Below are 23,469 nucleotides of genomic sequence, written 5' to 3'. Positions count from 1 at the left end.
ACGGGCTGCACACAGAGAGCACGGGCAGGTGTCCATGTCGGAGCGTCGCGCACTGCTGTTCACCACGGACGGGCGCGGGCGGGTGGCGGGCTGGAGCGAGGAGGCCGAGCGGCTGTTCGGCCGTTCGGCCGGGCGCGCGCAGGGGCGGGACGTGGCGGAGGTGCTCGCCGACGGCGGGGCGGACCGGTGCTGGCTGCTGGAGCCCGCCCCTGACGACGGCGCCGGCGAAGTCCGCTGGGAGGTCCGGCAGGCGGTTGCCGAGGGTCCCGAGGGGCTGGACGCGGCCATTCTGGACGCGGTGTTCACCCAGTCCGATGTCGGGGTCCACGTCGTGGACCGGGACCTCCGGGTGGTCCGCGTCAACCCGGTCACGATCGGCGGGCGCGACATCGCACGGCACCCCGTCCTCGGACGTCCCGCCGTCGAGGCGTACGCCGCGCTGGGCGCGCCCGGAGTGGGGGAGAAGCTGCAGGAGGTCCTCGTCACCGGGCGGCCGGCCCACGACGTGCTGGTACGGGCGCACTCCGCCGCCGGCCCGCCGCACGACCTGGTCCTCTCGGCCTCCGTCTACCGGCTCCAGGATCCGGCGGGCCGCCCCCTCGGGCTCGTCGCCACCGTCGTGGACGTCACGGACCGGGAGCGGGCCCAGGCGCGGCTGCGGCTGCTGCACCGGGCCCGCACGGAGGTCGGCAGCAGCCTGGACGTGGAGCGCACGGCCCGGGAACTGGTCGACGTGGCCGTTCCGGCCTTCGCCGACTCCGCCTTCGTCGCCCTCACGGACGCCGTCCTGCGCGGCAGGTTCCCCGACCCGGGGCCCCGGGACGTGGCGCCCGTCATGCGGTGCGCGGCCGTCGGAGGGGCCGGGCCGCCGGTCCCCGCGGTCGGCTCGGTCCTGCTGCCCGGTCTCTTCGGGGAGGACCTGCCCACCGGTCCCGTCCTGCGGCGGGGCGGGGCCGTCGGCCACCCGGAGGGGAACCGGCTCATCACGCCCCTGGCCGTCCGCGGGCAGGTCTTCGGCATGGTCGTCTTCCAGCGGTCGGGCGGGTCCGAACCCTACGCGGACGAGGACCTCGCCCCGGCCGACGCCATCGTCAGCCGCACCGCGAACTGCCTGGAGAACGCCCTGCGCTTCACGCGCGAGCACGTGATCATGACCGCGCTGCAGGGCTGGACCCTCCGCCAGGAGGAGCCGACGTACCGGGCGGTGGAGGTCGCCCAGCGCCACCGGCCCGGCGGCAGCGGCGGGGGATCCTGGTTCGACGTGATCGCGCTGCCCGGGGCGCGGGTCGCGCTCGTCGTGGGCCAGGTCGAGCAGCCCGGCCTGAGCGCCGTCGCCTCGATGAGCCGGCTGCGGACCGCCGTGCACAGCCTCACCACGCTCGACCTCGACCCCCACGAACTGCTGGCCCGCCTGCACGCCACCACCCGGCGGCTCGCGAGCGAGCAGCGGGACATCCCCGGCGTGGACGCACCGACCGCGAGCTGCACCTTCGTCGTCCACGACCCCGTCGACGGGCGGATCGACGTGGCCCGCGCGGGAAGGTCGCTCTTCGCCGTGGTCCGCCCCGACGGATCCGTCGACACCGCCCCGGTCGGCGAGGGACCCCTGCTCGGCAGCGGGGGACCGCCCTTCCCCAGCGCCACGTTCCGCCTGCCCGAAGCGAGCACCGTCTGCCTCGCGTCCGCACCGCCCTCCCGGGGCGCCGAACCCCCGGCCGAGCGGCTCCTGGGCGCGCTCTCCCACCCGGAACGCAGCCCGGGAGAGATGGCCGACGCCGTGGAGGAGCTCCTGGACGCCGACCGCGTCCTCCTCGTCGCCCGGACGCGGCACCTGACGCCGGACGAGCTCGCACGGTGGCCCGTGGAGCCCGACCCCTCGGCCGTACGGGCGGCACGCCGGAAGGTGGACGAACAGCTGGAGGCGTGGGGCCTCCCGGTCGACCGGTTCGCCGTGTCGATCGTCGTCAGCGAGCTCGTCACCAACGCCGTCCGGTACGGAACCCCGCCCGTCGTCCTGCGTCTGGTGAAAGGGGAACGGACCCTGACCTGCGAGGTCGACGACCAGGCACCCACCGCCCCGCACCTGCGCCACGCCAAGGCGGTCGACGAGGGCGGCCGGGGGCTGCACATCTGCGCCTCCCTCGCGGAGAACTGGGGGGTGCGCTACTCGGACGAGGGGAAGACGGTCTGGGCGGAGATGGCCGTCGAGCCGGCCACGACGAACCACGATGAACCATGACTGACCATGACTAGCTAGGGTGCGTCCGGCGGATCTTGGTTGAGAGCCGCCAAGAGGCGTGGGACCAGAGGGTTTGAATCATTCTTGCGCCAAGCGACGGCGACTCGTGTGTGCGCGGTGCCGGGCTGGATCTTGCGGAAAGCGACGCCTTCGAGGCGGATGCGGCGGATGCTCTCCGGGGCCAGTGACACGCCCAAGCCGGTCTCCACCAGGGCGCAGACGGTCTGCCATTCCACGGCGTGCTGGGTCACTTGGGGTGTGAAGCCTGCTGTGATGCACAAGTTGGTGATCTGGTCGTACAACGGCGGGCCGACGACGCGAGGCAGGAGCACGAAGGGGTAGTCCGCCAGCTGCTCGACTCGGACGGTTCGTTGTGCCGCGAGCGGATGCGAGGAGGGCAAGACGGCCACGAACGGCTCGGTCAGCACGGTCTCGAACCCGAGGTCCGCATCATGGGCAGGCGGCTCGCGCAACAGGCCGACGTCGATCGTTCCTTCGCGCAGAGCGGCCAGTTGCGGCGCGGTGGTCATCTCCTGGATGTCCACGTCCACGGCGGGGAAATGTTGCCGGAAGGTTCGCAGCAGGCCGGGCAGGACGGTGAGGGCGAGGGAGGCGGCGAAGCCGATCCGCAGGCGGCCGGCCTTGCCGCTGCCGACTTCTCGGGCGGCTGTCAGGCCGTCCGCGAGGTCGGTGAGGGCATGCCGGGCGGCAGGGAGGAGTTCCCGGCCCGCTGGGGTGAGGCCGATGTGCCCGGGTGCGCGGCTGAAGAGCGCGTATCCGACCTTGTCCTCCAGGCGGCGGATCTGCTGGCTCAGCGGCGGCTGGGCAATGCCCAAGCGGGCGGCGGCGCGGCCGAAGTGGAGTTCCTCGGCGAGCACGACGAAGGCGTACAACTGCGGAAGGGGTAGTTCAGGGCGCTCCATACGCATAGAGATATCAGGTCGTGCCTTGCGACGTATTAGACGTATCAGTGCTGGTCACTTAGCGTTCGGCGCATGACAGAGCGACGTTTCATCCTCAGCGGCTCGACGTTCGAGGAGCAGATCGGCTATGCCCGTGCCGTGGTCGACGGCGACTGGGTGCATGTGTCCGGGACGACCGGGTTCGACTACACCACCATGACGATTTCCGACGATGTCGTGGAGCAGGCCGAGCAGTGCCTGCGCAACATCGAGGCTGCCCTGACCGAAGCGAAGTGCACCTTCGCCGACGTGGTGCGGGTGCGCTATCTGCTGCCCGACCGAGCGGACTTCGAGCCCTGCTGGCCAGTACTGCGTCGCGCCTTCGGGAACGTCCGGCCGGCCGCCACCATGCTCATGTGTGGCCTCGCCGATTCCCGCATGAAGATCGAGATCGAGGTGTACGCCCGGCGGATCACCGCGTAACCGCCCACGTCGTCCGGCTCACCACCGGCCGCCCTCGTACCCGCCCCGACCATCTCAGCGGAGACAAGGCGTACAGCTCGCGCCGCAACGAGGTCGAACGCACCATCAACGCGCTCAAGAACTTCCGGGCCGTGGCCATGCGTTACGACAAGCGTGCCTACGTTCTTCATGGCACCGTCACCCTCGCCACGATCCGCTCATGGCTCCGCCCATGATCCGCCGGACAAGCCCTAGCCATGACGAACCGCAGGGGACCGCGTCGACGGACGCGGTCCCCTGCGGGCAACGGTTCAGTGGGCGGCCGGTGTGCCCGGTGCGGCCGGTGTGCCCGGTACCGGCTCGGCGCCGGCCGTCGGCCCCCCGGACGGGGCCCCCACCGGCGGGATGTGCCGCAGCAGCGTCGCCACCAGCACCGCCGTCACCAGGGCGACCACCGCGCTGGCCGCCGATGCCACCTGGAGCCCGGTCGTGAAGGCGTCCCGAGCCGTCTCCAGCAGCGCCGCCCCGTCCGGGAGCCGTTCGGCGGCCGCGACGGCCGCGCCGAGGGTGTCGCGGGCCCCGGCGGGGGCGTCGGCGGGGATCCCGGACCGGTAGACCGCGACCGCGAGGCTGCCGGTGACGGCGATGCCGAGGGCCAGGCCGAGGTCGTACGCCGTCTGGCCGGTCGCCGCCGCCGCGCCCGCCTTCTGCGGGGGTGCCGAGCCGACCGCCAGGGCCGTGCCGAGCACGCTGATCGGAGCCGCACCGAACATGATCACGGTCAGGGCGGCGGAGGCGGTCACGACGCCCTCCGCGAGGGCGATGGCCGCGTAACCGCCGACCGAGACCAGGATGCCGCCGATCAGGACGTACGCGGGACGGATCCGGCGGGCGAGCACCGGCGTCAGCTGGGAGCCCAGGACCAGGCCCGCCGCACCCGGCAGCAGCCACAGCCCGGCCTCCAGCGGCGACCGGCCGGCCACCGCCTGGAGGTACTGCGGGACCAGGTACTCCACCCCGTTGAGCGCGGTCATGCCGAGCAGCAGGGTCAGCAGCGCCCCGGTGAAGGCACGGTCCCGGAAGAGCCGCAGGTCCAGCAGCGGGGTGGCCAGCCGGTTCTGGCGGCGTACGAAGAGGGCGGTGAAGGCCGCCCCCGCCGCGAACGCCGCACCCGGCTCCCAGCCGGGGGCGCCCGAGGCCAGGGACTTGACCCCGTACACCAGCGGCAGGACCGCCAGCAGGAACAGCACGACGCTCACCAGGTCCAGCCGGCCGGGCTCCGGGTCCCGGTACTCGGGGAGCAGCACGGGCGCCGCCAGCAGCGCGAGCAGCATCACCGGCACGCCGATCAGGAACACCGAGCCCCACCACCAGTGCGCCAGCAGCACCCCGCCGACGACCGGGCCGACGGCCAGGCCCACGGACAGCGCCGTCACCCACATCGCGATCGCGGTGGCCCGGCGGCGCGGGTCGGTGAACATGTGGCTGATCAGGGAGAGCGTGGAGGGCAGTACGGCCGCGCCGGCGATCCCGAGCAGCGCGCGGGCCGTGATCAGCACGGCCGGGTCCGGGGCGTACGCGGCGAGCAGCGAGGCCACGACGAACCCGGCCGAGCCCGCCATCAGCAGCTTGCGGCGGCCGATGCGGTCGCCGAGCGTGCCCATGATGACGAGGGTGCCGGCGGTGAGGAAGCCGTAGATGTCGGTGGTCCACAGCAGTTCGGCGCCGGTGGGGTGGAGATCGGCGGCGAGGTAGGGGGTGGCCAGCCACAGCACACCCAGGTCGGCGGTCATCAGGGTCACGGGCAGGAGGAGGACCGCGAGGCCGAGCCACTGCCGGGCCGTCCCCCGCGTCCGCGGCGAGGAGTGTGCGGTGGTGGAGACGCTCATCGGTCTCCTCCTTCCGTGAGTGCGGTGGGTGCGGTGAGTGCGGTGAGCGCGGCGCCGGCCTCCGCCAGCACCTTCCGGACGTGGTCGGGGCGCAGGGCGTGCGGGATGCCGGACAGCTCGGTGCCGTGCAGCAGCCGTACCCGCGCGTCCTCGATCCCGCAGAACTCCGACACCCCGACGCGCAGTTGGACGTCGATGGCCGCGCCGAGCCCGGTCTCCCCGTACGAGGACGGCGTACCGCCCGCCAGCCCGAGCCAGAGCATCCGCTTCCCGGCGAGGCGGGGCCTGCTGCGGCCGTACGCGAAGCCGTAGTTCCACACCCGGTCGATCCAGCCCTTGAGTACGGCGGGCGGGGCGAACCACCACACCGGGAAGACGACGACGATCTCGTCGGCGGCCGCGATCCGGTCCATGTGGGCGTGGACCTCGGGGGAGTAGCGCTTCTCCCGGTCCTCCCAGTCCGGCTCGTCGGCCGGGGTCAGCCGGGGGTCGAAGCCCTCGGCGTAGAGGTCGAGCACGTCGGCCGTCCCGCCGCCGTCCTCGATGCGCGTGTGCAGATGGGCGGCCACCTGGGCGGTGAGCGAGTCGGGCCGGGGGTGGGCCACGACCAGGAGGGTGTGCCGTGCTGTCGTCATCGTGTCTGCTCCTCGGATTCCGGATGTTCCGTAGGTCCTTCGGCCTCAGATGCCGAGGCCGGAGCCGCCGCTGACGTCGATGTTCTGGCCGGTCACCCAGCGCCCGTCGGGCGAGGCGAGGAAGCCCACCACGTCGGCCACGTCGGCCGGCTGCCCCACCCGGTCGAAGACGGAGAAGCCCGCGGCGTGCGCCCTGGCGGCCGGGTCGGCCAGCCACGGGTGGATGTCGGTCTCGATCGTGCCGGGGGAGACCGCGTTGACCGTGATGCCGCGGGAGCCGAGGGTCTGCGCGAGGGTGAGGGTCAGGACCTCGACCGCGCCCTTCGAGGCGGCGTACGAGGTCATGCCGGGGAAGGCGACCTTGGTGACGCCGGAGGAGACGTTGATGATGCGGCCCCCGTCGCGCAGCCGGTCCAGGCCCTGCTTGATGATGAAGAACGGCGCCTTGGCGTTGACCGCGAAGACCTTGTCGTAGTCGGCCTCGGACACCTCGTGGATCAGTCCGGGGCCGGCGATGCCCGCGTTGTTGACGAGGACGTCGACGCCGTCCGCGTGCTCGTCGAAGGCCCGCCACAGGGCCTCCGCGTCCCCGGGCACGCCCAGTTCGGCGCGGATCGCGAAGGCGCTGCCGCCCGCCGCCTCGATCGCGGCGACAGTCTCCTTCGCGGCGCCCTCGTTGGAGGCGTAGTGGACGGCGACCCGGGCGCCGTCGGCGGCCAGGCGCTGGGCGATGGCCCGGCCGATGCCGCGGCTGGCGCCGGTGACGAGGGCGGTGCGGCCGGCGAGCTTGGCGTCGAGGGCGTTGATGCTGTTCATGGCGTGTTTCTCCCGGTGTCGGGGGTGTTCTCTTCGGACGGGGAACACCATCCGGCGCGGCGGTTCGGGTCCGGTTCGGGTCCGGTTCGGGCAGCCCGGGGGGCACGGGCTAACGTGGCGTCATGCGATTCGGGGTGCTGGGCGAGACGGCCGTGTGGACCGACGACGGGCAGCCCGTACGGGTCCCCGAGCTCAAGGTGCGCGCCCTGCTCGCCTCGCTCCTCGTCGCCCCCGGACGGCCCGTCGCCGCGCACCGGCTGATCGACGACCTGTGGGGCGAGGAACCGCCCGGCAACCCGGCCAAGGCCCTCCAGGCCAAGGTCTCCCAGCTGCGCCGCGTCCTGGAGGAGGCGGAGCCGGGCGGGCGCGGGCTGGTCGTCTCCCGCGCCCCGGGCTACCAGCTGGAGGCCGGGCAGGGCGCGCTGGACGCCGACCGGTTCGCGGAGCTGGCGGCGCGGGCGAAGACCGCCGGGGATCCGCGCGTACGGGCCGCGCTGCTGACCGAGGCGCTGGAGGTGTGGCGGGGGCCCGCGTTCGCCGACTTCGCCGAGGAAACGTTCACTCGGGCCGCCGCGACCCGGCTGGAAGAGGACCGGCTCGTCGTCCTGGAGGAGCGGGCCGAGGCCCGGCTCGACGGCGGCGAACACGCCCGGCTGGTGGGCGAGCTGGCCGCCCTGGTCGAGCGCCACCCGCTGCGCGAGCGGCTGCGCGCCGTCCAGCTGCGGGCGCTGTACCGGTCCGGACGGCAGAGCGAGGCGCTCGCCGGGTACGAGGACCTGCGGAGCAGGCTCGCCGGCGAACTCGGCCTCGACCCGAGCCCCGAACTGGCCGCCCTGCACGCGGCGATGCTCCGGCAGGCCCCCGAGCTGGCCGGTCCCCCCGTGCACCCGCGGACGAACCTCCCGACCCCGCTCACCGGCCTGATCGGCCGCGCGGTCGAGGTCGTCGACGTACGCGGGCTCCTCGCCACCCGCCGCCTGGTCACGCTCACCGGACCCGGCGGCGTCGGCAAGACCCGGCTCGCGCTCGCCGTCGCCGAGCAGCTGAAGGGCACCTTCCCGGACGGGGAATGGCTGGTCGAACTCGCCGGTACGGGCGGCGCCCCGGCCGAGGTCGTCGCGGCGGCGATGGAACTGCGGGACGACGGCGCGTGGGGCCTGCGGCCCGAGGGCGAACCGGTGCCCGACGCGGCGGAGCGGCTCGCACGGGTGCTGGGCCCCAAGCGGCTGCTGCTCGTCCTCGACAACTGCGAGCACGTGATCGACGAGGCGGCGGCGCTGGTGGAGCGGCTGCTGCGGTCCGCGCCCGGTCTCGTCGTCATGACCACCAGCCAGGAGCCGCTGGCACTGGCCGGGGAGACCCTGTGGGCCGTCCCGCCGCTCGCCCCGGACGACGCCGTCGGGCTGTTCGCCGCACGGGCCGCGGCCGCCGCACCCGGCTTCGTCGTCGACGCCTCCAACTCCGCCGCCGTGGAGGCGGTCTGCCGCCGCCTGGACGGCATCCCGCTCGCCCTGGAACTCGCCGCGACCCGGGTGCGGGCGCTCGGCGTGCACCGGCTGCTGGAGCGGCTGGACGACCGGTTCCGGCTGCTCGGCGCCGGACAGCGGGGCGTCCCGGCCCGCCAGCAGACCCTGCGCGCGATGATCGACTGGAGCTGGGAGCTGCTGGGCGAGCCCGAACGGACGGTGCTGCGACGGCTCGCCGTGCACGCCGAGGGGTGCACGCTGGAGGCGGCGGAGGAGGTGTGCGCCGGGGACGGGGTCGACGCCGAGGACGTACTGGACCTGCTGGTACGGCTGGTGGACCGGTCGCTGGTGGTGGCCGCCGACGGACCGCGCTACCGGCTGCTGGAATCCGTGTCCGCGTACTGCGCCGAACGGATGCGGGAGGCCGGCGAGCTGGAACCCGTACGCCGCCGGCACCTCGCCCACTACACCGCCCTGGCCGTCGCCGCGGCCCCCGGGCTGCGCGGCCGGGACCAGGGCGCCCGGCTGGCGCGGCTGGACGCCGAGAGCGCGAACCTGCGCGCGGCACTGGACGGCGCCGCCGCACACGGCACGCCCGCCGACGCGCAGGAAGCGCTCCGCCTCGTCGACGCGCTCGCCTGGTACTGGATCCTGCGCGGCCGGCTCGGCGAGGGGCTCCGCTCGGTGACGGCGGCCCTGGCCCTGCCCGGCGGCGACCCCGCGCTGCGGGCCCGCGCCGGCGTCTGGCGGGCGGGCCTCGCCGTGCTCACCGGCGACGGCACGGACCGGACGGCCCGCTTCGAGGAGGCCCTCGCCCGGTGCGCGGAGGAGGGCGACCCGGCACTGCTCGCGTGGGCGCGGTGGTTCCTGTCGCACGCGCTGTGCGGGACCGGGGACTTCCTTGCCGGCGAGCAGCTCACCGCGGCGTCGCTGCACGGCTTCCGGGAACTCGGCGACCCGTGGGGCGAGGCCGCCGCGCTCGCCGACCGGTCGGTGCAGCGGCTGCTGCGCGGCGACCTCGCGGGGGCGGAGGGCGACGCGGAGCGGAGCGCCGCACTGTTCGGGGAGCTCGGCGACGCGTGCGGGCAGCTGTGGTCGGTGTACCCGCTGGCGGCGGTCGCCGAGATCCACGGAGACCACCGGCGCGCGGCCCGCCGTTGGCAGGCCGGCCTGGACACCGCGGAAGCCTTCGGCCTGCACACCCAGGCGGCGGACCTGCTGTCCGGACTCGGGCGCACCGCCCTGCTGACGGGGGACCTCGCCGGGGCGCGCGAGCACCACGAACGCTCCCGCCGCCGCGCCGCCGGACTCGGCTTCCGCGCGGGCGAGATCAACGCGGAGGTCGGACTCGCGCTCGGCGCGCGCCGCGAGGGGCTCCTGGACGAGGCCGAGACCCGGATGCGCACGGTGCTGCACTGGCACCGGCAGGTCGGGCTCGACGGCGCGAACGCGCTGATGCTGGCGGAGCTGGGCTTCCTGGCGGAGCTGCGGGGCGAGCCGGAGGCGGCGCTCGCCCTCCACGAGGAGGGCTACGCCACCGCGTCCGCGACCGGCGACCCGCGCGCCGTCGCCCTCGCCCTGGAGGGCCTGGCGGCCGCGCACGCCCTGGCCGGCCGCCCCGCCGCGACGGCCCTCCTCCTGGGCGCGGCCACGGCCGCCCGGGCCGCCTCGGGCGCCCCGCTGCCCCCGGCGGAACGCCCCGACGTCGACCGGGCCACGGCCGCGGCGACGGCGGCCCTGGGGGAGCCGGCCTTCACGGCGGCCTTCACCCGCGGCGCACGCCTCACCCTGCAGGCGGCACACGCTGCGTCGGCGGGCTCGGTGCCTGCGGGGGGCCGGGGGCCGGACCGCAGCTGAGCGGCGGCCGAAGGCCGGGGGCCGGTCCGTGCGCGAGCGGCGCCCCGCCACGGCCGTGAACGCGCGGGATGCCCCCGGCGGTGCTTCGCTGGATGCGGCCCAGCGTCGCTTCCCGCTCCGAGGAGACCGTCTTGTCCAAGCCCCTGATCGTCATCACCGGCGCCGGTTCCGGCATCGGGGCGGCCACCGCCCGCCTCCTGTCCGACCGGGGGCACCCCCTGCTCCTGCTGGCCCGCCGGCTGGAGAAGCTGGAGGAGCTGGGCCTGCCGCGCACCCTGTGCCGCAAGGTCGACGTCACCGACCGGGAGGCCGTCGCGAGCGCGGTCCGCGAGGCCGAGGAGGCGTACGGGCCGGTGGACGCCGTCGTCAACAACGCCGGGGCGATGCTGCTGGGCCGGATCGGGGACCAGGAGCCGGACGAGTGGGACCGGATGATCGACGTGAACGTGAAGGGCGTCCTCAACGGCATCCGGGCGGTCCTGCCCGGCATGCTCGCCCGGGGCACCGGCACGGTCGTCAACATCAGCTCCGTCGCCGGACGCAAGACCTTCCCGAACCACGCGGCCTACGTGGGCACCAAGTTCGCCGTGCACGCCATGTCGGAGAACCTGCGCGAGGAGGTCGCCGCGAGCGGCGTACGGGTGATCGTCATCGCACCCGGCGCCGTGGAGACCGAGCTCCTCTCGCACACCAGCGACGAGCAGATCAAGCGGGACTACCAGGCGTGGAAGGAGTCCGCGGGCGGCGCCCTCGACCCCCGGGTGGTGGCGGAGGCGATCGGCTGGGCGTACGCCCAGCCGCAGAACGTCACCATCCGCGAGATCGTCCTGGCCGGCACCGGCCAGGAGGCGTGACCGCCGGCCCGTCAGAAGGCGTAGCGGATCCGCAGCCAGGGAGCGTGCGCCGCCACGAGGCTGCGGACGGCATCGACGGCCCCGGCCTTGACGCCGTTGCGGTAGCGGACGTTGCGGGCGCCGTTCTCCGAGAGCTTGGGCTGCTGGAGACCGGGCCGCCACAGCACCTCTTCGGCCCGGGGGTGCCAGGTGAGGTTCAGCTCGTGCAGCGCCTCGTTGTGCGTCAGCATGATGACCTCGGCCGCCGCCTGGTCCTTCACGGCGCGCGGCAGGACGTCGTCCATCTGCCGCAGCAGGTGGGCCCAGTCCTCCTCCCAGCCGGGCCGGATCACCACGGGCGACAGGTTGAAGTGCACCTCGTACCCCGCCTCCACGAAGTCGGCGGCCGCCGCGATGCGCTGCTCCACCGGGCTGGTCCGCAGGTCCAGCAGCCGGGAGTCCCGGGGCGGCATCACCGAGAAGCGCACCCGGGTACGGCCGCGCGGGTCGAGCAGCAGCAGATCGGGGTTGACGAACTTCGTAGCGAAGGAGGCCTTGGCCGTGGGCCAGGACGCGAACGCCCGCACCAGGTCGGCCGTGTTGTCGCTGACGAGGGCGTCCACCGAGCAGTCGCCGTTCTCGCCGATGTCGTAGACCCAGGCGGCCGGATCGCACTGGTTCGGCTCCGCCTTCGGCCCCTGCCGGGCGACGTGCCGGCCGAGGTGGGCGATGATCTGCCCGATGTTGGTGAAGACGGTGATCGGATTGGCGTAGCCCTTGCGGCGCGGTACGTAGCAGTACGCGCACGCCATCGCGCAGCCGTTCGACGCGCCGGGGGCGATCCAGTCCGCCGACCGTCCGTTGGGCCGCGTGACGAGGGTCTTCTTCTCGCCCAGGACGAGGACCTCGCTCTTGACGCGCACCCAGCGTTCGGCGTTGCCCTCGTTGCCGTGCAGCTCCGGGATCCGCCAGTGCGAGTCCACGTCGACGATCCGGGCGTCGGGGAAGCGGGCCAGGACCTCCCGCCCGCGCGGCGAGGCCGCGGCCGCGGGCTCGGCGTGGATCTCCCGTACGCAGAGCAGCCGGCGGGCGGCGGGGGAGTCGCGGAAGGAGGGCCCCACGGGCGGCCCCGGCCGCAGCTCCTCCAGCCCGAACAGCGCGTCGGCGCCGCCGTCGTCGGCGGAGGGCCTGCGGCGGGACCGGTCCACGCGTGCCCTCCCGGATCTCGAACCCGACGACCGGGTCCGCGCTCCGGTGTCCGCCCGGCGGCTGCCGGCAGCGCACCACCGTAGTCCCCGCCGGGCGGGGCCGGGCCCGGGTCCCGGCCCCGTCGGCCTCAGCGGCCCTGGAGGGACCTGACGTTGTCGCCGAAGCCCCAGCCCTTCGAGCCGTCCCAGTTGACCGACCAGGTCATCAGTCCCTTGAGTGAACCCCCGAAGGCGTTCCACGACTGGGACACCAGGCCCGGCGCCATGTGCCCCCCGCCGGCGCCCGGCTGGGCGGGCAGGCCGGGCACCTGCTTGTCGTACGGGACCTTGATCGTGGTGCCCTGGATGACGAGGCCGTTGTTCAGGCAGGTGGTCTGGGCGGTGAAGCCCTGCACGGTGCCGGCCTGGTACGAGTCACCGGAGCAGCCGTACATGCTGCCGTTGTAGTACTGCATGTTCAGCCACCACAGGCGCCCGTTGTCGGCGTACTTCTTGATGATCGGCAGGTAGGAGCCCCAGATCGACCCGTAGGTGACGCTCCCGCCGGTGACGTACGCGGTCTCGGGCGCCATGGTCAGCCCGAAGCCGGCGGGCATCTGGGCCAGTACCCCGTCGATGATGCGGATCAGGTTGGCCTGGGAGGCGGACAGCGTGTTGATGTTGCCGCTCCCGGACAGGCCGGTCTCGATGTCGATGTCGATCCCGTCGAAGTTGTACTTCTTGAGGATCGGGACGACCGTCGCCACGAAGCGGTCGGCCACGGCACTGGAGCTCAGGTCGATCCCGGCGGCGGCGCCGCCGATGGACATGAGGATGGTCGCCCCGGCGTCCTTGGCCCGGCACATCTCGGCGGGGGTGGCGACCTTGACGCCGCTGTCCATGCCGTCCTGCCACAGGACGGTGCCGTCGGAGAGGATGACCGGGAAGGCCGCGTTGATGACGTTGTAGCCGTGCGCGGCGATCCGGCTGTCCGTGATGGGGATCCAGCCCATGCCGGGGTGGACCCCGTTCGCGGCGCCGTCCCAGTTCTCCCAGTACCCCTGGAGCACCTTGCCCGAGGGCCTGGGCTTCGTCGGGCAGGTCTCGCCGGGCGGCGGGGTGGTCGGCGGGGTGGTCGGCGGGGGAGTCGTCGGCGGGGGAGTGGTCGGGGGCGGGGTCGTGGGCGGCGGGGTGGTGGGGGGCGGCGTCGTCGGGGGCGGTGTGGTGCCGCCGGGGCCGATGAGGGAGACGTCGTCGGCGTGGTAGGCGGGCTGGCCGTACCAGCCGTGCAGGTAGACCGTCACCGAGGTGGTGGACGGCCCGGTGGTGAACCCGACGCTGAGCGTCCCGTACGAGGGGCTGTTCGGCGTCCAGGTCGACGGGGTGCCGGTGATCCCGGTCCCGGTGGCGCCGAGGTAGACGTAACTGCCCTGCACGTAGGCGCTCAGCGTGTACGAGGAGTTGGGCCGGACGCTGACGGTCTGGGAGCACTGGGCGGTGTCCTGGCCGGTGGGCGCGGCCCTGAGCGCGGAGCTGCCGGAGCGGACCGGGGAGCCGACGGCCGTCCCGGAGCCGCCCGAACAGGTCCAGCCGGAGAGCCCGTTCTCGAAGCCGGGGTTGGCCACCAGGTTGTCGACGGCGTCGTCCGCGGTGGCGGCGCCCGCCGTGACGGCCCCGGCCACCGCCAGGCCCGCGGCGACGACGGCGGCGGCACTGACCCCGGCGAGGAACCGCCGCCCGGCGGCCGGCCGCCGGACTGCGCGGCCGGGGGCGTGCCCCCGGCCGGGATCCGGCGACGGCGGACGGGGGGTGCGCGGTGTGCGACGGAACATGCGGTGCTCCCTTCCCGCCGGAACGCCGCAGAAAGTAGCCATGGCCATGCCAGGCCGGTGGGGGGCGCGGCGCCCGGCTCCGGGTGAGGTGGGGACAGGTGGGGCTGTGCCGGTCCGGATCGTAGGAGCGCCGGGAGCGCCGGTCAATAGGTCTGGACCAATAACGTGAGCGGCCCTGGTGTCCGGTCCGCGGGCGTGACGGGCTCCCCGCGTACCGAGCGTCTGCGATCGGCGCCGTGCCCCGCGGTACGACGGCTCGTTCGCCCGTGAGAGGGTTGCCGTCATGACGGTTGGCGCGCCGCACAGCGAGGTCCTGCTCGAGACGAGTCGGCTGCTGCTCAGGCCTTGGCGGGTGGACGAGGCGGTCGTCCAGCGGGAACTGTGGACCGAACGTGATCCACGAGTGCCGCCGCACCGCCGCATCGACGCGGACGGACATCCCACGGTCGCGGAGCTCGAGGATTCGATCCGCACCCACACGGTGTGGTCGACCGGGTTGCTGGCGGTCGAGCGGAAGGCGTCCCGTGACGTCATCGGCTATTGCGGACTGGTCGACAGCGGGCGAGGGCCGGCAGGGGAACCGGAACTGGCATTCGAGCTGCTGCGCCGAACGTGGCGTCAGGGATACGCGACCGAGGCCTCGTCGGCGGTTCTGGACTGGGCGCGAGCGTCCGGGTACGAACGCCTGTGGGCCACCGTCTGGGACTGGAACACCGCTTCTCGCAGAGTGCTGGCCAAGGTCGGGTTCACGGAGACCGATCGGAAGGAAGTCGACGCGGTGCACGGGACCACCCTGTTCACCACGAGACGGCTCTGACGCGCCCGACGTCCGGCCGTGCGGCTCAGGAGCAGCCGCTCAGGCCAGCCGGAAGACCGGCCCCCTCGGCGTGAACGGGAGACCGGCGCCCTCGGGGAGCAGATAGGCGTGCTCCCGGCGGATGCGCAGGGTGTCGCACCAGCCGTCGGTGATCACCAGCAGCGGCGCCGCCGGCGGGAAGTCCTCGGCGCGCTGGAGCAGGTCGACGCCCGGCTGGAGCTCCGTGCCGCCCCGGCCGCGGACCCGCACCCGGCCCGCGATCTCGGCCGGCGGGAGGTAGCCCGCGTCGTACGCGGCCGCGTCGCAGAACACCACCCGCGCCGCCGGCACGTCCCGGGCCTCCGCGTACGAGGCGATCGCGCCCAGCGCCTTGCCGAGCAGCGCCGCGTTCATCGAACCGGAGGTGTCGAGCACCACCCCGAAGGTGCAGCGGGCGGCCTCCTCGGGCGGGAAGTACCGTCCCGCCCGCGGGATGTCCGGCGTCGAGGCCTGGCGGCGCGCCGGACGCGCGTAGGACCGTACGGCCTGCGGCCTCGGCACGTACGCGTCGAACCAGCGGGCGAGCCGGGCGTCCCACGGCACCGGCGGGTGGGCCAGGGCCCGGATCTCCTGGACGAGTCCCGCCGGCAGCAGGCCCCGCCCGCCCTGGACGTGCAGGTCGAAGCCCTGGACCAGACCCCGCCGGTAGAACTCGTCGAGATCCGCGTACGGACGCCCCGCGCCGTGCGCCAGGGGCTCGCCCAGGATGTCCCCGGCGCCCTTGCCGCGCAGGGTGGCCAGCCGCCGCATCCGGCGCAGGTCGGCCGCGATCCGGTCGTACACCTCCTCGACCGAGAGCCCGCGCAGCGCCGGGTCGTGCAGCAGCCCCTCGGGCATGCTGCCGATCCGCATCTCCACCAGCCAGTCGTTCACGACGAAGTCCGCCGCGACGTTGTGCAGGTACGGGTCGCGGCCGCCGCGGCGCTCACCGTGGCGCAGGGCGGCGTGCAGCATCTCGTGGGCCAGGATGAACCGCCACTCCTCGTCCTCGAAGGAGCGCAGCGGATTGACGTAGATCTCGCCGGCGGTGGCGCTGACGGCGGCGACCGCGATGTCCTGGGCACGGGCCAGTTCGGCGTCGGCGACGACGGTCAGGCCGGCGGCGAGCCCGCCGAGCAGCGAGTACGAGGACACGAACCAGTTCAGGGCCCGGTCCCAGGGGCGCTGCCGCACCCGCTCCCCGGTGGTCCGGTCGCGACGGCCGCCGGCCACGTCCATGGCTGCGGAGACGCTGCGGGTCAGGGCCGCGGCGAAGGCGGTCTGCCAGTCGGGGACGGCGGCGCCGTTCCAGGCCCGCCAGGGGGTCAGGACCTGGTCGGGGCCGCGCCCGGCGGTGCCGCAGTGCTCGTAGGCGGGCGGGATGCCGTCGCGGCGCCAGCGGGCGGCGAGTTCCTCCTCGTCGCCGCCCGGGTACTCGGCCGGCAGGTGGTCGGGGGCGCGGCCGATGGGGAAGGTCAGCAGGAAGCGGTTGACGACCACGCAGCGGGCGGCCAGATCGAAGGCGTCCGGCTGGGCCCGGTCCTCGTCCCCGGAGGCCGGGACGTGGCCGAAGCCGAGGTGCAGCAGGGCGTGCGCGATCGTCCAGGCCCACGCGCGGGGTTCGGCCCGCCGGGTGGGGTGGACGTGTACGACGCCGTTGGAGGTGACGGCGGCCAGGCCCCCGTCCGGGGCCTGCGGGCATCCGGTTTCGCGGCAGACCTTCCCGTCGAGGGCGCCGAGGGCCGGGTTCTGCTTGACCAGGGCCAGGCCCTCGGCGAAGGCCTGGGTGGCCGGGTCGGGCTTGCCGGCGGCCTGGGCGGCGGCCTTCGACCGGGCCCTTCCGCTCCGGCTCACCGGCGCGCCTCGACCAGCCGGGGCATGTCGCGGGCGGCCTCGATCAGGAACCACCCGGGCAGCACGGGCAGACCGTCGGCGTCGTCGGCGATGACGGTCTGGGCGACCTCGACGGAGATCTCGGCGAGCTGGACGAGCAGCGACTTGAAGCGGTACGCGTGCTGCCGCAGGGCGGGCGAGACGTGCTCCTTCTGCGCGGGCAGCTCCTTGAGCAGGCGGCCCCGGAAGGCGTCCGCGAGGTAGTAGAGCAGGTCGCGGTCCTGGACCCGGGCGGGCCAGGAGGCGTCGCCCTTCAGGATGGCCTCGATCCCGAAGGTGTGCCGGACGATCTTCGCGTAGCCGCAGAAGGAGACGGCGTGCGCCGGGGTGAGGGTGCCGTGCGCCACCACCTTGAGGGTCTGCTCGTCCAGCTCCGCGCCGAAGGAGTGCAGGGCGTCGGAGAGCATGTGCCAGGAGCGCGGGGTGGAGAAGGGCTCCTCGGTCTTGGGCGGCTGCGACCACAGGTGGTCGGGGCGCTCGGTGAGGTAGTCGGTGACCCACGGGTGGATCCCGTGCTCCCCGGCCCACACCAGCCAGTCCTGCGCGGACGCCTGGAGGTGGACGTGGGTGAGGCGGTTGACCAGGGCGGAGGCGATGGGCCGCGCGAGGGCGTTGTCCGTGGCCCGGTTGCCCGCGCCGATGACGATGGAGCCCGCGGGCAGTTCGTAGGAGCCGATCCGGCGGTCGAGGATCAGGGAGTAGAACGCCTTCTGGACGTCCGGGCCGGCGGCGTTGAGCTCGTCGAGGAACAGGCAGTACGGCTCGTCGCGGGCGATGGCCTCGGGCGGGCAGAACACCGAGCGGCCGTCGCGGATCTGGGGCACGCCGATCAGGTCCTCGGGGGCGAGCTGCGTGCCGAGGAGGCTCACGCACTCCAGGCCCAGCGAGTCGGCGAACTTCCTGACGAGCGAGGACTTCCCGATGCCGGGCGCCCCCCAGAGGAAGACGGGCCGCACGGTGGCGAGGCCGAGCAGCAGTTCGGGGATCTGGGCGGGAGTGACGGTGACGGCAGCCTGCACGGGCGCGGAGGTCCTTCGGGGCGGGGCGGTATGTGTCCGGCCAGTGTGGCCACACCGGACACCGCCCGGCATCCGGTTTTCCCCGCGGGCCGCGAACGCACCCCCGGCCCGGCACCCCCGGCCCCGCACCGCCCACCCCACGGCCCGGCAGAACGAAGGGAGTTGAAGTCCCACCACCATCCGCACTAACCTGGGCGACCGGCAACTTAGGTAAACCTAACCTAATCTAACTCTCATGGTGGTGATCGCATGACCAAGGAGAACGTGCGGCTGGGCACCGTGCAGGAAACCCTGCTCATCCCCCTCTACGGGCGCGCCCTCGACGCCCGGGCCCGCCGCCCGGTCCTGGGCGACACCGAGGCGGCGAGGATGGTCGAGCGCATCGACTACGACTTCGCGAAGTTCCGCGGCCCCTCGCTCGGCGGCTCCGTACTGCGCAGCGCGATCTTCGACGGATGGGTGCGCCGCTTCCTCACCGAACACCCCGACGGCACGGTCGTCGAACTCGGTGCCGGACTCGGCACCCGTTCGCACCGCCTCGACAACGGGCGGGCGCGCTGGTTCGACCTCGACCTGCCGGACACGGTGGAGCTCCGGCAACGGCTCCTGCCCGACGCCGGACCACGGACCACGACCCTCGCGGCCTCGGTCCTGGACACCGACTGGTTCGACCGGATCGCCGAGACCGGCGGCCCGTACCTCTTCGTCAGCGAGGCCGTCCTCCTCTACTTCGACGACGCACGGGTCCGCTCCGTCGTCCGCTCCCTGGCGGACCGCTTCCCCCGAGCCGCCCTCAGCTTCGACACCGCCGGCGCCGCCATGATGCGCAACCAGGACCGCAACCCGGTGTTCAAGGCCGTCGACGCCCGCATGACCTGGACCTGCGACGACCCCAAATCCCTGGAGGACTGGGGGCTGAGACTGCGCGAGAGCAGGACCTTCGCGACCCCGCAGCCGGAAGTGGCCCGGACCTGGCCGCGCCGCCACCGCCACGGCATGCCCCTGCTGGCACGCCTGCTCCCGCCCCTCGTCAACGCCTACCGGATGAACCTCTTCGACCTGGAGGCACCCCGATGACCACCCCGGCCCGCACCCTCGAATGGGTACCGCTCCCAGACGGCCGGCGGCTCTTCGCCACGGTCCTGCCCGGACCACGACCGGACGGCCCCACCGTCGTCTTCGAGGCCGGAGCCGGAGCCGGTCGCTCCTCCTGGGCCCTGGTCCAGCCGGCCGTCGCCCCCCACGCCAGGGCCGTCGCCTACGACCGCTCCGGCCTCGGGCGCAGCGCCCCCGACCCGGCCGACCGCACCCTGACCCACATGGCCGACGACCTCGGCGCCCTCCTCGACCACTTCGGCCCCGGCCCCTTCGTCCTCGTCGGACACAGCGCGGGAGGCCCCCTGGTCCGGCTCGCCGCCGCACGCCGCCCCGAACGCATCGCTGGCCTGGTCCTGGTGGACCCCACCGACGAAGCCGCCGACGTACTCTTCACCCGCCGCTTCCGCCGGACGGAACGCACGGCCCTCCTCCTCGGCACCGCCCTCGCCGCCCTCGGCCTCCTCCGCCCGCTGTTCCGCAGCCACCTCGCCCGCCTCCCCGACGAAGCCCGCCGGGACACGTCCCGCGAAGGCTTCACGACCACGGTCCTGCGCACCCAGCGCCACCAGGCCCGCACCTACCTCGACGAACTGGCCGCCTGGCGCGACGCACCCCCGGACACGGGCGACATCCCGGTCACCGTCATCTCCGGCGCCCTCCCCGGAGACGGCATGAACACCACCCTGCGCGCCAAGGCGAACACCTCCCACGCCCACCGCGCCGGCCAGTCCCCGAACGGCAGACACGTCACGGCAGCCGGATCCGGCCACTACGTCCCCCTGACCGAACCCGAAGTCGTCGTCCGCGAGGTCCTGACCCTCCTGCCCCCTCCACCGGCAGCGGCAGACACGGCGTGAACCGGACGGCCCCGTCTCGCCGCTCCCGCCCGCCGGGCAGGATGTGCGGATGGCGAAGAACGAGACGGAACTGCTGGCCCTGCTGCGCGAGCTCGACGACCCGGAGCGGCTGGAACGGCCGCTCCACTACGACCGGGAGGCGACCGGCCTCACGTTCAACGGCCTGGTGCGCCGACTCGAAGCGGACTTCGGTGCCTCGTGCGAGTCCCAGCGGGACACCGGGGACTCCAGCGAGTACGGGCGCGTCCACATACCCGCGGACGCGACGGTCTGCGGGACGCGGATCGTGGTCTGCGTGAGCAAGTTCGGCTCCCTCGCCGAGGTCTGCGCCGACAACCCGGGGGCCTTCCTCGGCACGGACGAGGCCCACGAGGAAGGGGCGCTTGACCTCGGCGACCTCGCCACCGTGGAACGGGCACTGGCCGACCTCGGCTACGTCAGCGTCCCCGAAGAACTCCTGGAGAGCGACTACGACGGTCCCAGCAGGCTGGAGCACTTCTCGGCCCAGCCCAGTTGGTGGACGCGGTTCTTCGGCACGGTCTGGTGATCCACCGCCCACGGCCCTCGACCGACCCCGGCGGGCCGGTCGGGGCCCAGGGGCGAACCCGCGGCAGGATCCCGAATGGCCGCCTGCGGGCGGTGCCGCCGAAGCGGCTCGCTGCGACCCGCGCCATCGGGCTCAGCGGCCGGGAACCGGGGTGCGCCACCGCAGACGCTCCCCCTGCGGCCCGAACATGATCAGGTACTCGACCGGTCCGCCGGGTCCGGCGTTCGCGACCCCGTGGGGGGTGTGGGTGTCGAACTCGGCCACCTCCCCGGCGCCCAGCAGGAGGTCCTGGTCGCCGAGCGCCAGCCACAGCCGCCCGTACAGGACGCACAGCCATTCGTACCCTTCATGGGCGACCTGCCGCGGTCGCGCCGGCGGCGCGTCGACGGCGGGCAGGACGTGCTTGTGGGCGTGCAGGCCCCCCACGTACCGGGTCAGCGGCAGCACGGCCTTGCCGTCGCCCGAAGGCTGCGGCACCGGTGTGCGCCGTCCGGCCGCCGCGGCGGGTGCGGTGCCGGCCAGCTCGTCCAGGGAGACGCCGTACGCCTTCGCGAGCTGCAGCAGCACCTCCAGGGTCGGCTTGCGCCTGCCGGTCTCGATCCGCGACAGCGTGCTCGGCGAGATGCCGGTCGCGCGGCTGACGCCGGTGAGCGTGGCGCCGTGCCGCTCGCGCGCGGTCCGCAGCCGGGGCCCCATGGCCGCCATCGTGTCGGCCATGGAGTCGTCCGCCACCGTCACCGTCGCCCGCTCCCTCCGTCCGTGCCGCCTTCACCGCCCATCCTGGCCAGTTTGCCAGGATGGCAAGACCGCTCGCGCCCCACGGACGCCGCACCACATGATCAGCGGGCAACCGCGGCCGCCCCTGAACAGAGGAGCAGAAATGCACCAGCCCGCGCCGTCCGCAGACCTGCGCCACCGCACCGTCGAGGCACCCGCCGGGCGCCTGCACCTGGTCGAACAGGGCACCGGACCGCTGGTCCTGCTCGTCCACGGATTCCCCGAGTCCTGGTACTCCTGGCGCCGCCAGCTCCCGGCCCTCGCGGCGGCGGGCTACCGGGCCGCGGCGCTCGACGTACGCGGCTACGGCCGCTCCTCCAAGCCCGACGCGACGGACGCCTACCGGATGCTCGACCTGGTGGAGGACAACGTCGCCCTGGTGCGCGCCCTGGGCGAGGAGAGGGCGGTGGTCGTCGGACACGACTGGGGCTCCGGCATCGCGGCGGCCTCCGCCCTGCTCCACCCCGAGGTGTTCCGCGCCGTCGGACTGCTGAGCGTCCCCTACACGCCGCCCGGCGGCCCCCGCCCCACCGACGTCTTCCGGCAGATGGGCGGCGACCAGGAGTTCTACGTCTCCTACTTCCAGGAGCCCGGCCGGGCCGAAGCGGAGATGGAGCCCGACATCCGGGGCTGGCTCGCAGGCTTCTACGCGGCCATGTCCGCCGACACCATGCCCGCCCGGGGCGAGCCCGACCCGCACTTCGTCGCCCGCGCCGGCGGCAGGCTGCGCGACCGTTTTCCCAGCGGCAAGCTGCCCGCCTGGCTGACCGAGGACGACCTCGACGTGTACGCCGGGGAGTTCGAGCGCACCGGCATGACCGGGCCCCTCAACCGCTACCGCAGCATGGACCGCGACTGGGAGGACCTCGCCCCGTACGGCGGAGCCCCGATCGAGCAGCCGTCCCTGTTCATCGGCGGAGCCCTGGACGCTTCCACCACCTGGATGGCCGACGCGATCGCCGCCCACCCGGCCACGCTCCCCGCCCTGGCCTCCACCCACATCCTCGACGGCTGCGGGCACTGGATCCAGCAGGAGCGCCCCGAGGAGGTCAACCGCCTGCTGACCGCCTGGCTCGACTCCCTCCCGGGCTGAGCCGGAGGCCGCCGGCCCCCCCCTGCTCGCCCACCCCGGAGAGGGGGACTTCACCCGGGCAGGCGCGGCGGAGTCCAGTCCGCGTGGCGCAGGACGGCCCGGACCGTCGCCTTCGAGGGGGCCAGCCGCAGGGCGGTGTTCCGTGCGGCGAGGGCCAGGGGGTGAGTGAGCTGCTGGCCCATCCGGCCGGCCTGCCGGGCCGCGCGCGAGACGGCCTGGGCGCGCGGCCGCCGGGCGGAGTCGTACCGGGCCAGCGCCGCCGGGAGGTCCGGCCCGGCGGCCAGCTCCGCGGCGAGGACGACCGCGTCCTCCAGGGCCTGGCAGGCGCCCTGCCCCAGGTGAGGGGTCATGGCATGGGCGGCGTCGCCGAGCAGCGCCGTCCGCCCCGCCACGAACGACGGCAGGGGCACGGCCAGTTCGTGGACGTCGTGGTGGAGCACGTCCTCGGGGCGGGTCGCGGCCAGCAGCTGGGGAACGGGCCGGTGCCAGGAGGCGAAGCGGCGCCGGAGCACGGCCAGCGGGTCGGCGTGCCGCAGTCCGGCCGGCGCGTTGAGGACGGCGTGCCACTCCGCCCGTCCGTCGGCGAGGCGGATGTGCCCGAACTCGCTCCCCGGTCCCCAGGTCAGCGCGAAGTCGGTTCCGGGGTCCACCGGTTCGGCGGTGACGGCGCGCAGCGCGGTCGAGCCGCTGTACGCCGTCCCGGGGTGGCCGGGGAAGAGCGCGGTCCGGATCCGGCTGTGCAGGCCGTCGGCGGCCACGACCAGGTCGGCGTCCAGCCCGCCCGTCCGGTCCCGGGCGTGGAGCTCCTCGAAGGTCACCTCCTTGCCGTGCACCAGCCGGTCCGCGGGCAGGGCCGCCCGCAGCAGGCGGTGCAGTGCGGACCGGTGGATGCCGGTCACCGGGTCGCCCAGGGCCCGTTCCAGTGCGGCACCGTCCATCCGGGAGAGCCACCGCCCGTCAGGGGTGCGGGTGCCGCCCGTGTACTGGGGCCGCGCGGCCCCCCGTACCGCCTCGCCCACCCCCAGCGCGTCCAGGGCCCGAAGGCCGTTGGCCGCCAGCGAGATCGCCGCTACCGCGTCCTCGTGGACGGCGGCCCGCTCGTGGACGGTGACGTCCCAGCCCGTGCGGTGCAGCGCGATCGCCGCCGCGAGCCCGCCGATGCCCCCGCCGACCACCAAGACCCTCCCGGCCGGCAGGCCCCCCATCTCCGTCCCTTGCGAACTCACACCCAT

Annotated in this window: 18 protein-coding genes and 3 pseudogenes; 10 read left to right on the top strand and 11 right to left on the bottom strand. The window is 74.2% G+C overall.

Annotation, left to right across the window (positions count from 1 at the left end; genetic code table 11):
• Positions 1-34 precede the first annotated feature (34 nt).
• Positions 35-2,239 carry a SpoIIE family protein phosphatase gene (locus ACIPW5_RS04415; protein ID WP_401240212.1) on the top strand — a complete coding sequence of 735 codons (2,205 nt, stop codon included), beginning with the start codon at positions 35-37 and terminating at the stop codon, positions 2,237-2,239.
• Between the two features lie 14 nt (positions 2,240-2,253).
• Here ACIPW5_RS04415 and ACIPW5_RS04410 read toward each other — a convergent pair whose 3' ends face one another.
• On the bottom strand, positions 2,254-3,162 hold the full coding sequence (locus ACIPW5_RS04410; RefSeq protein WP_401241406.1) for a LysR family transcriptional regulator: 909 nt from the start codon (positions 3,160-3,162) through the stop codon (positions 2,254-2,256).
• Between the two features lie 72 nt (positions 3,163-3,234).
• Between ACIPW5_RS04410 and ACIPW5_RS04405 the strand changes: the two genes are divergently transcribed.
• On the top strand, positions 3,235-3,624 hold the full coding sequence (locus tag ACIPW5_RS04405; RefSeq protein ID WP_401240209.1) for a RidA family protein: 390 nt from the start codon (positions 3,235-3,237) through the stop codon (positions 3,622-3,624).
• A gap of 8 nt (positions 3,625-3,632) precedes the next feature.
• Positions 3,633-3,839 (top strand): annotated as a pseudogene (locus ACIPW5_RS04400) (IS5/IS1182 family transposase); the annotation flags it as partial.
• Between the two features lie 75 nt (positions 3,840-3,914).
• Here ACIPW5_RS04400 and ACIPW5_RS04395 read toward each other — a convergent pair.
• Genes ACIPW5_RS04395 through ACIPW5_RS04385 form a run of 3 tightly spaced genes read right to left on the bottom strand, consistent with a single transcriptional unit; the run spans position 3,915 to position 6,943 of the window.
• A complete protein-coding gene (locus ACIPW5_RS04395) occupies positions 3,915-5,492 on the bottom strand; it encodes an MFS transporter (protein WP_401240206.1) in 1,578 nt (525 codons plus the stop codon).
• Positions 5,489-6,127, bottom strand: a complete 639-nt coding sequence (locus ACIPW5_RS04390) for an NAD(P)H oxidoreductase (RefSeq protein ID WP_401240204.1) — start codon at positions 6,125-6,127, stop codon at positions 5,489-5,491. Before ACIPW5_RS04390 ends, ACIPW5_RS04395 begins: the two co-directional genes overlap by 4 nt.
• 45 nt (positions 6,128-6,172) lie before the next feature.
• Entirely contained in the window at positions 6,173-6,943 is a 771-nt protein-coding gene (locus ACIPW5_RS04385) for an SDR family oxidoreductase (RefSeq protein WP_401240202.1), read from the bottom strand.
• 122 nt (positions 6,944-7,065) lie between these two features.
• Between ACIPW5_RS04385 and ACIPW5_RS04380 the strand changes: the two genes are divergently transcribed.
• Positions 7,066-10,266 carry a BTAD domain-containing putative transcriptional regulator gene (locus tag ACIPW5_RS04380; RefSeq protein WP_401240200.1) on the top strand — a complete coding sequence of 1,067 codons (3,201 nt, stop codon included), beginning with the start codon at positions 7,066-7,068 and terminating at the stop codon, positions 10,264-10,266.
• A 131-nt stretch (positions 10,267-10,397) separates the two neighbouring features.
• A complete protein-coding gene (locus tag ACIPW5_RS04375) occupies positions 10,398-11,120 on the top strand; it encodes an SDR family oxidoreductase (RefSeq protein WP_401240197.1) in 723 nt (240 codons plus the stop codon).
• A gap of 11 nt (positions 11,121-11,131) precedes the next feature.
• On the opposite strand, the gene ACIPW5_RS04370 is transcribed toward ACIPW5_RS04375, so the two are convergent.
• From ACIPW5_RS04370 to ACIPW5_RS04360, 3 genes and pseudogenes are all read right to left on the bottom strand, one after another.
• The gene (locus ACIPW5_RS04370) at positions 11,132-12,307 is read right to left on the bottom strand and encodes a spore photoproduct lyase family protein (RefSeq protein ID WP_401240195.1); all 1,176 of its coding nucleotides are present in this window, start codon (positions 12,305-12,307) and stop codon (positions 11,132-11,134) included.
• Positions 12,308-12,435: 128 nt separating this feature from the next.
• Positions 12,436-13,395: pseudogene (locus ACIPW5_RS04365) on the bottom strand (chitinase); the annotation flags it as partial.
• Between the two features lie 183 nt (positions 13,396-13,578).
• Positions 13,579-14,118, bottom strand: a pseudogene (locus tag ACIPW5_RS04360) (carbohydrate binding domain-containing protein); the annotation flags it as partial.
• Between the two features lie 283 nt (positions 14,119-14,401).
• Between ACIPW5_RS04360 and ACIPW5_RS04355 the strand changes: the two are divergent.
• A complete protein-coding gene (locus ACIPW5_RS04355) occupies positions 14,402-14,935 on the top strand; it encodes a GNAT family N-acetyltransferase (RefSeq protein ID WP_401240193.1) in 534 nt (177 codons plus the stop codon).
• A 39-nt stretch (positions 14,936-14,974) separates the two neighbouring features.
• Here ACIPW5_RS04355 and ACIPW5_RS04350 read toward each other — a convergent pair whose 3' ends face one another.
• Positions 14,975-16,807, bottom strand: coding sequence for a hypothetical protein (locus tag ACIPW5_RS04350; protein ID WP_401240190.1), 1,833 nt, complete (start codon positions 16,805-16,807; stop codon positions 14,975-14,977).
• Complete coding sequence (locus ACIPW5_RS04345) at positions 16,804-17,865, bottom strand: ATP-binding protein (RefSeq protein ID WP_401240187.1); 1,062 nt, start codon at positions 17,863-17,865, stop codon at positions 16,804-16,806. The genes ACIPW5_RS04350 and ACIPW5_RS04345 overlap by 4 nt, the downstream gene beginning before the upstream one ends.
• Before the next feature lie 249 nt (positions 17,866-18,114).
• Here ACIPW5_RS04345 and ACIPW5_RS04340 point away from each other — a divergent pair, with 249 nt between their 5' ends.
• The 3 genes from ACIPW5_RS04340 to ACIPW5_RS04330 are packed head-to-tail and all read left to right on the top strand — an operon-like array spanning position 18,115 to position 20,367.
• Positions 18,115-18,942 (top strand): class I SAM-dependent methyltransferase, encoded by an 828-nt coding sequence (locus ACIPW5_RS04340; protein ID WP_401240185.1) that lies wholly within the window; start codon positions 18,115-18,117, stop codon positions 18,940-18,942.
• On the top strand, positions 18,939-19,820 hold the full coding sequence (locus ACIPW5_RS04335) for an alpha/beta fold hydrolase (protein ID WP_401240182.1): 882 nt from the start codon (positions 18,939-18,941) through the stop codon (positions 19,818-19,820). The genes ACIPW5_RS04340 and ACIPW5_RS04335 overlap by 4 nt, the downstream gene beginning before the upstream one ends.
• A 49-nt stretch (positions 19,821-19,869) precedes the next feature.
• Positions 19,870-20,367: a hypothetical protein gene (locus tag ACIPW5_RS04330; protein ID WP_401240181.1), complete on the top strand. Its 498-nt coding sequence runs from the start codon at positions 19,870-19,872 to the stop codon at positions 20,365-20,367.
• Between the two features lie 132 nt (positions 20,368-20,499).
• Here the strand turns inward: ACIPW5_RS04330 and ACIPW5_RS04325 are convergent, their stop codons facing one another.
• Positions 20,500-21,084: a helix-turn-helix domain-containing protein gene (locus ACIPW5_RS04325; protein ID WP_401241403.1), complete on the bottom strand. Its 585-nt coding sequence runs from the start codon at positions 21,082-21,084 to the stop codon at positions 20,500-20,502.
• 163 nt (positions 21,085-21,247) lie between these two features.
• Between ACIPW5_RS04325 and ACIPW5_RS04320 the strand changes: the two genes are divergently transcribed.
• Positions 21,248-22,237: an alpha/beta fold hydrolase gene (locus tag ACIPW5_RS04320; protein WP_401240178.1), complete on the top strand. Its 990-nt coding sequence runs from the start codon at positions 21,248-21,250 to the stop codon at positions 22,235-22,237.
• Positions 22,238-22,287: 50 nt separating this feature from the next.
• Here ACIPW5_RS04320 and ACIPW5_RS04315 read toward each other — a convergent pair whose 3' ends face one another.
• A complete protein-coding gene (locus ACIPW5_RS04315) occupies positions 22,288-23,442 on the bottom strand; it encodes an FAD-dependent monooxygenase (protein WP_401241400.1) in 1,155 nt (384 codons plus the stop codon).
• Positions 23,443-23,469 lie beyond the last annotated feature (27 nt).

Origin of the sequence: Streptomyces sp. NPDC090077 (genome assembly GCF_044747545.1) — a bacterium.
In the GTDB taxonomy this organism is placed as follows: Bacteria; Actinomycetota; Actinomycetes; order Streptomycetales; family Streptomycetaceae; genus Streptomyces.
Note: the sequence above shows the minus strand (reverse complement) of the source record. Positions and strands in the feature narration are given on the sequence as shown.

Bases quoted from the DNA above. Each gene is read 5' to 3' on its own strand.
- ACIPW5_RS04335 (WP_401240182.1), top strand. From the start codon at position 18,939: ATGACCACCCCGGCCCGCACCCTCGAATGGGTACCGCTCCCAGACGGC.
- ACIPW5_RS04410 (WP_401241406.1), bottom strand. From the start codon at position 3,162: ATGGAGCGCCCTGAACTACCCCTTCCGCAGTTGTACGCCTTCGTCGTG.
- ACIPW5_RS04385 (WP_401240202.1), bottom strand. From the start codon at position 6,943: ATGAACAGCATCAACGCCCTCGACGCCAAGCTCGCCGGCCGCACCGCC.
- ACIPW5_RS04405 (WP_401240209.1), top strand. From the start codon at position 3,235: ATGACAGAGCGACGTTTCATCCTCAGCGGCTCGACGTTCGAGGAGCAG.
- ACIPW5_RS04380 (WP_401240200.1), top strand. From the start codon at position 7,066: ATGCGATTCGGGGTGCTGGGCGAGACGGCCGTGTGGACCGACGACGGG.
- ACIPW5_RS04320 (WP_401240178.1), top strand. From the start codon at position 21,248: ATGCACCAGCCCGCGCCGTCCGCAGACCTGCGCCACCGCACCGTCGAG.
- ACIPW5_RS04390 (WP_401240204.1), bottom strand. From the start codon at position 6,127: ATGACGACAGCACGGCACACCCTCCTGGTCGTGGCCCACCCCCGGCCC.
- ACIPW5_RS04330 (WP_401240181.1), top strand. From the start codon at position 19,870: ATGGCGAAGAACGAGACGGAACTGCTGGCCCTGCTGCGCGAGCTCGAC.
- ACIPW5_RS04355 (WP_401240193.1), top strand. From the start codon at position 14,402: ATGACGGTTGGCGCGCCGCACAGCGAGGTCCTGCTCGAGACGAGTCGG.
- ACIPW5_RS04415 (WP_401240212.1), top strand. From the start codon at position 35: ATGTCGGAGCGTCGCGCACTGCTGTTCACCACGGACGGGCGCGGGCGG.
- ACIPW5_RS04325 (WP_401241403.1), bottom strand. From the start codon at position 21,084: ATGGCCGACACGATGGCGGCCATGGGGCCCCGGCTGCGGACCGCGCGC.
- ACIPW5_RS04315 (WP_401241400.1), bottom strand. From the start codon at position 23,442: ATGGGGGGCCTGCCGGCCGGGAGGGTCTTGGTGGTCGGCGGGGGCATC.
- ACIPW5_RS04340 (WP_401240185.1), top strand. From the start codon at position 18,115: ATGACCAAGGAGAACGTGCGGCTGGGCACCGTGCAGGAAACCCTGCTC.
- ACIPW5_RS04395 (WP_401240206.1), bottom strand. From the start codon at position 5,492: ATGAGCGTCTCCACCACCGCACACTCCTCGCCGCGGACGCGGGGGACG.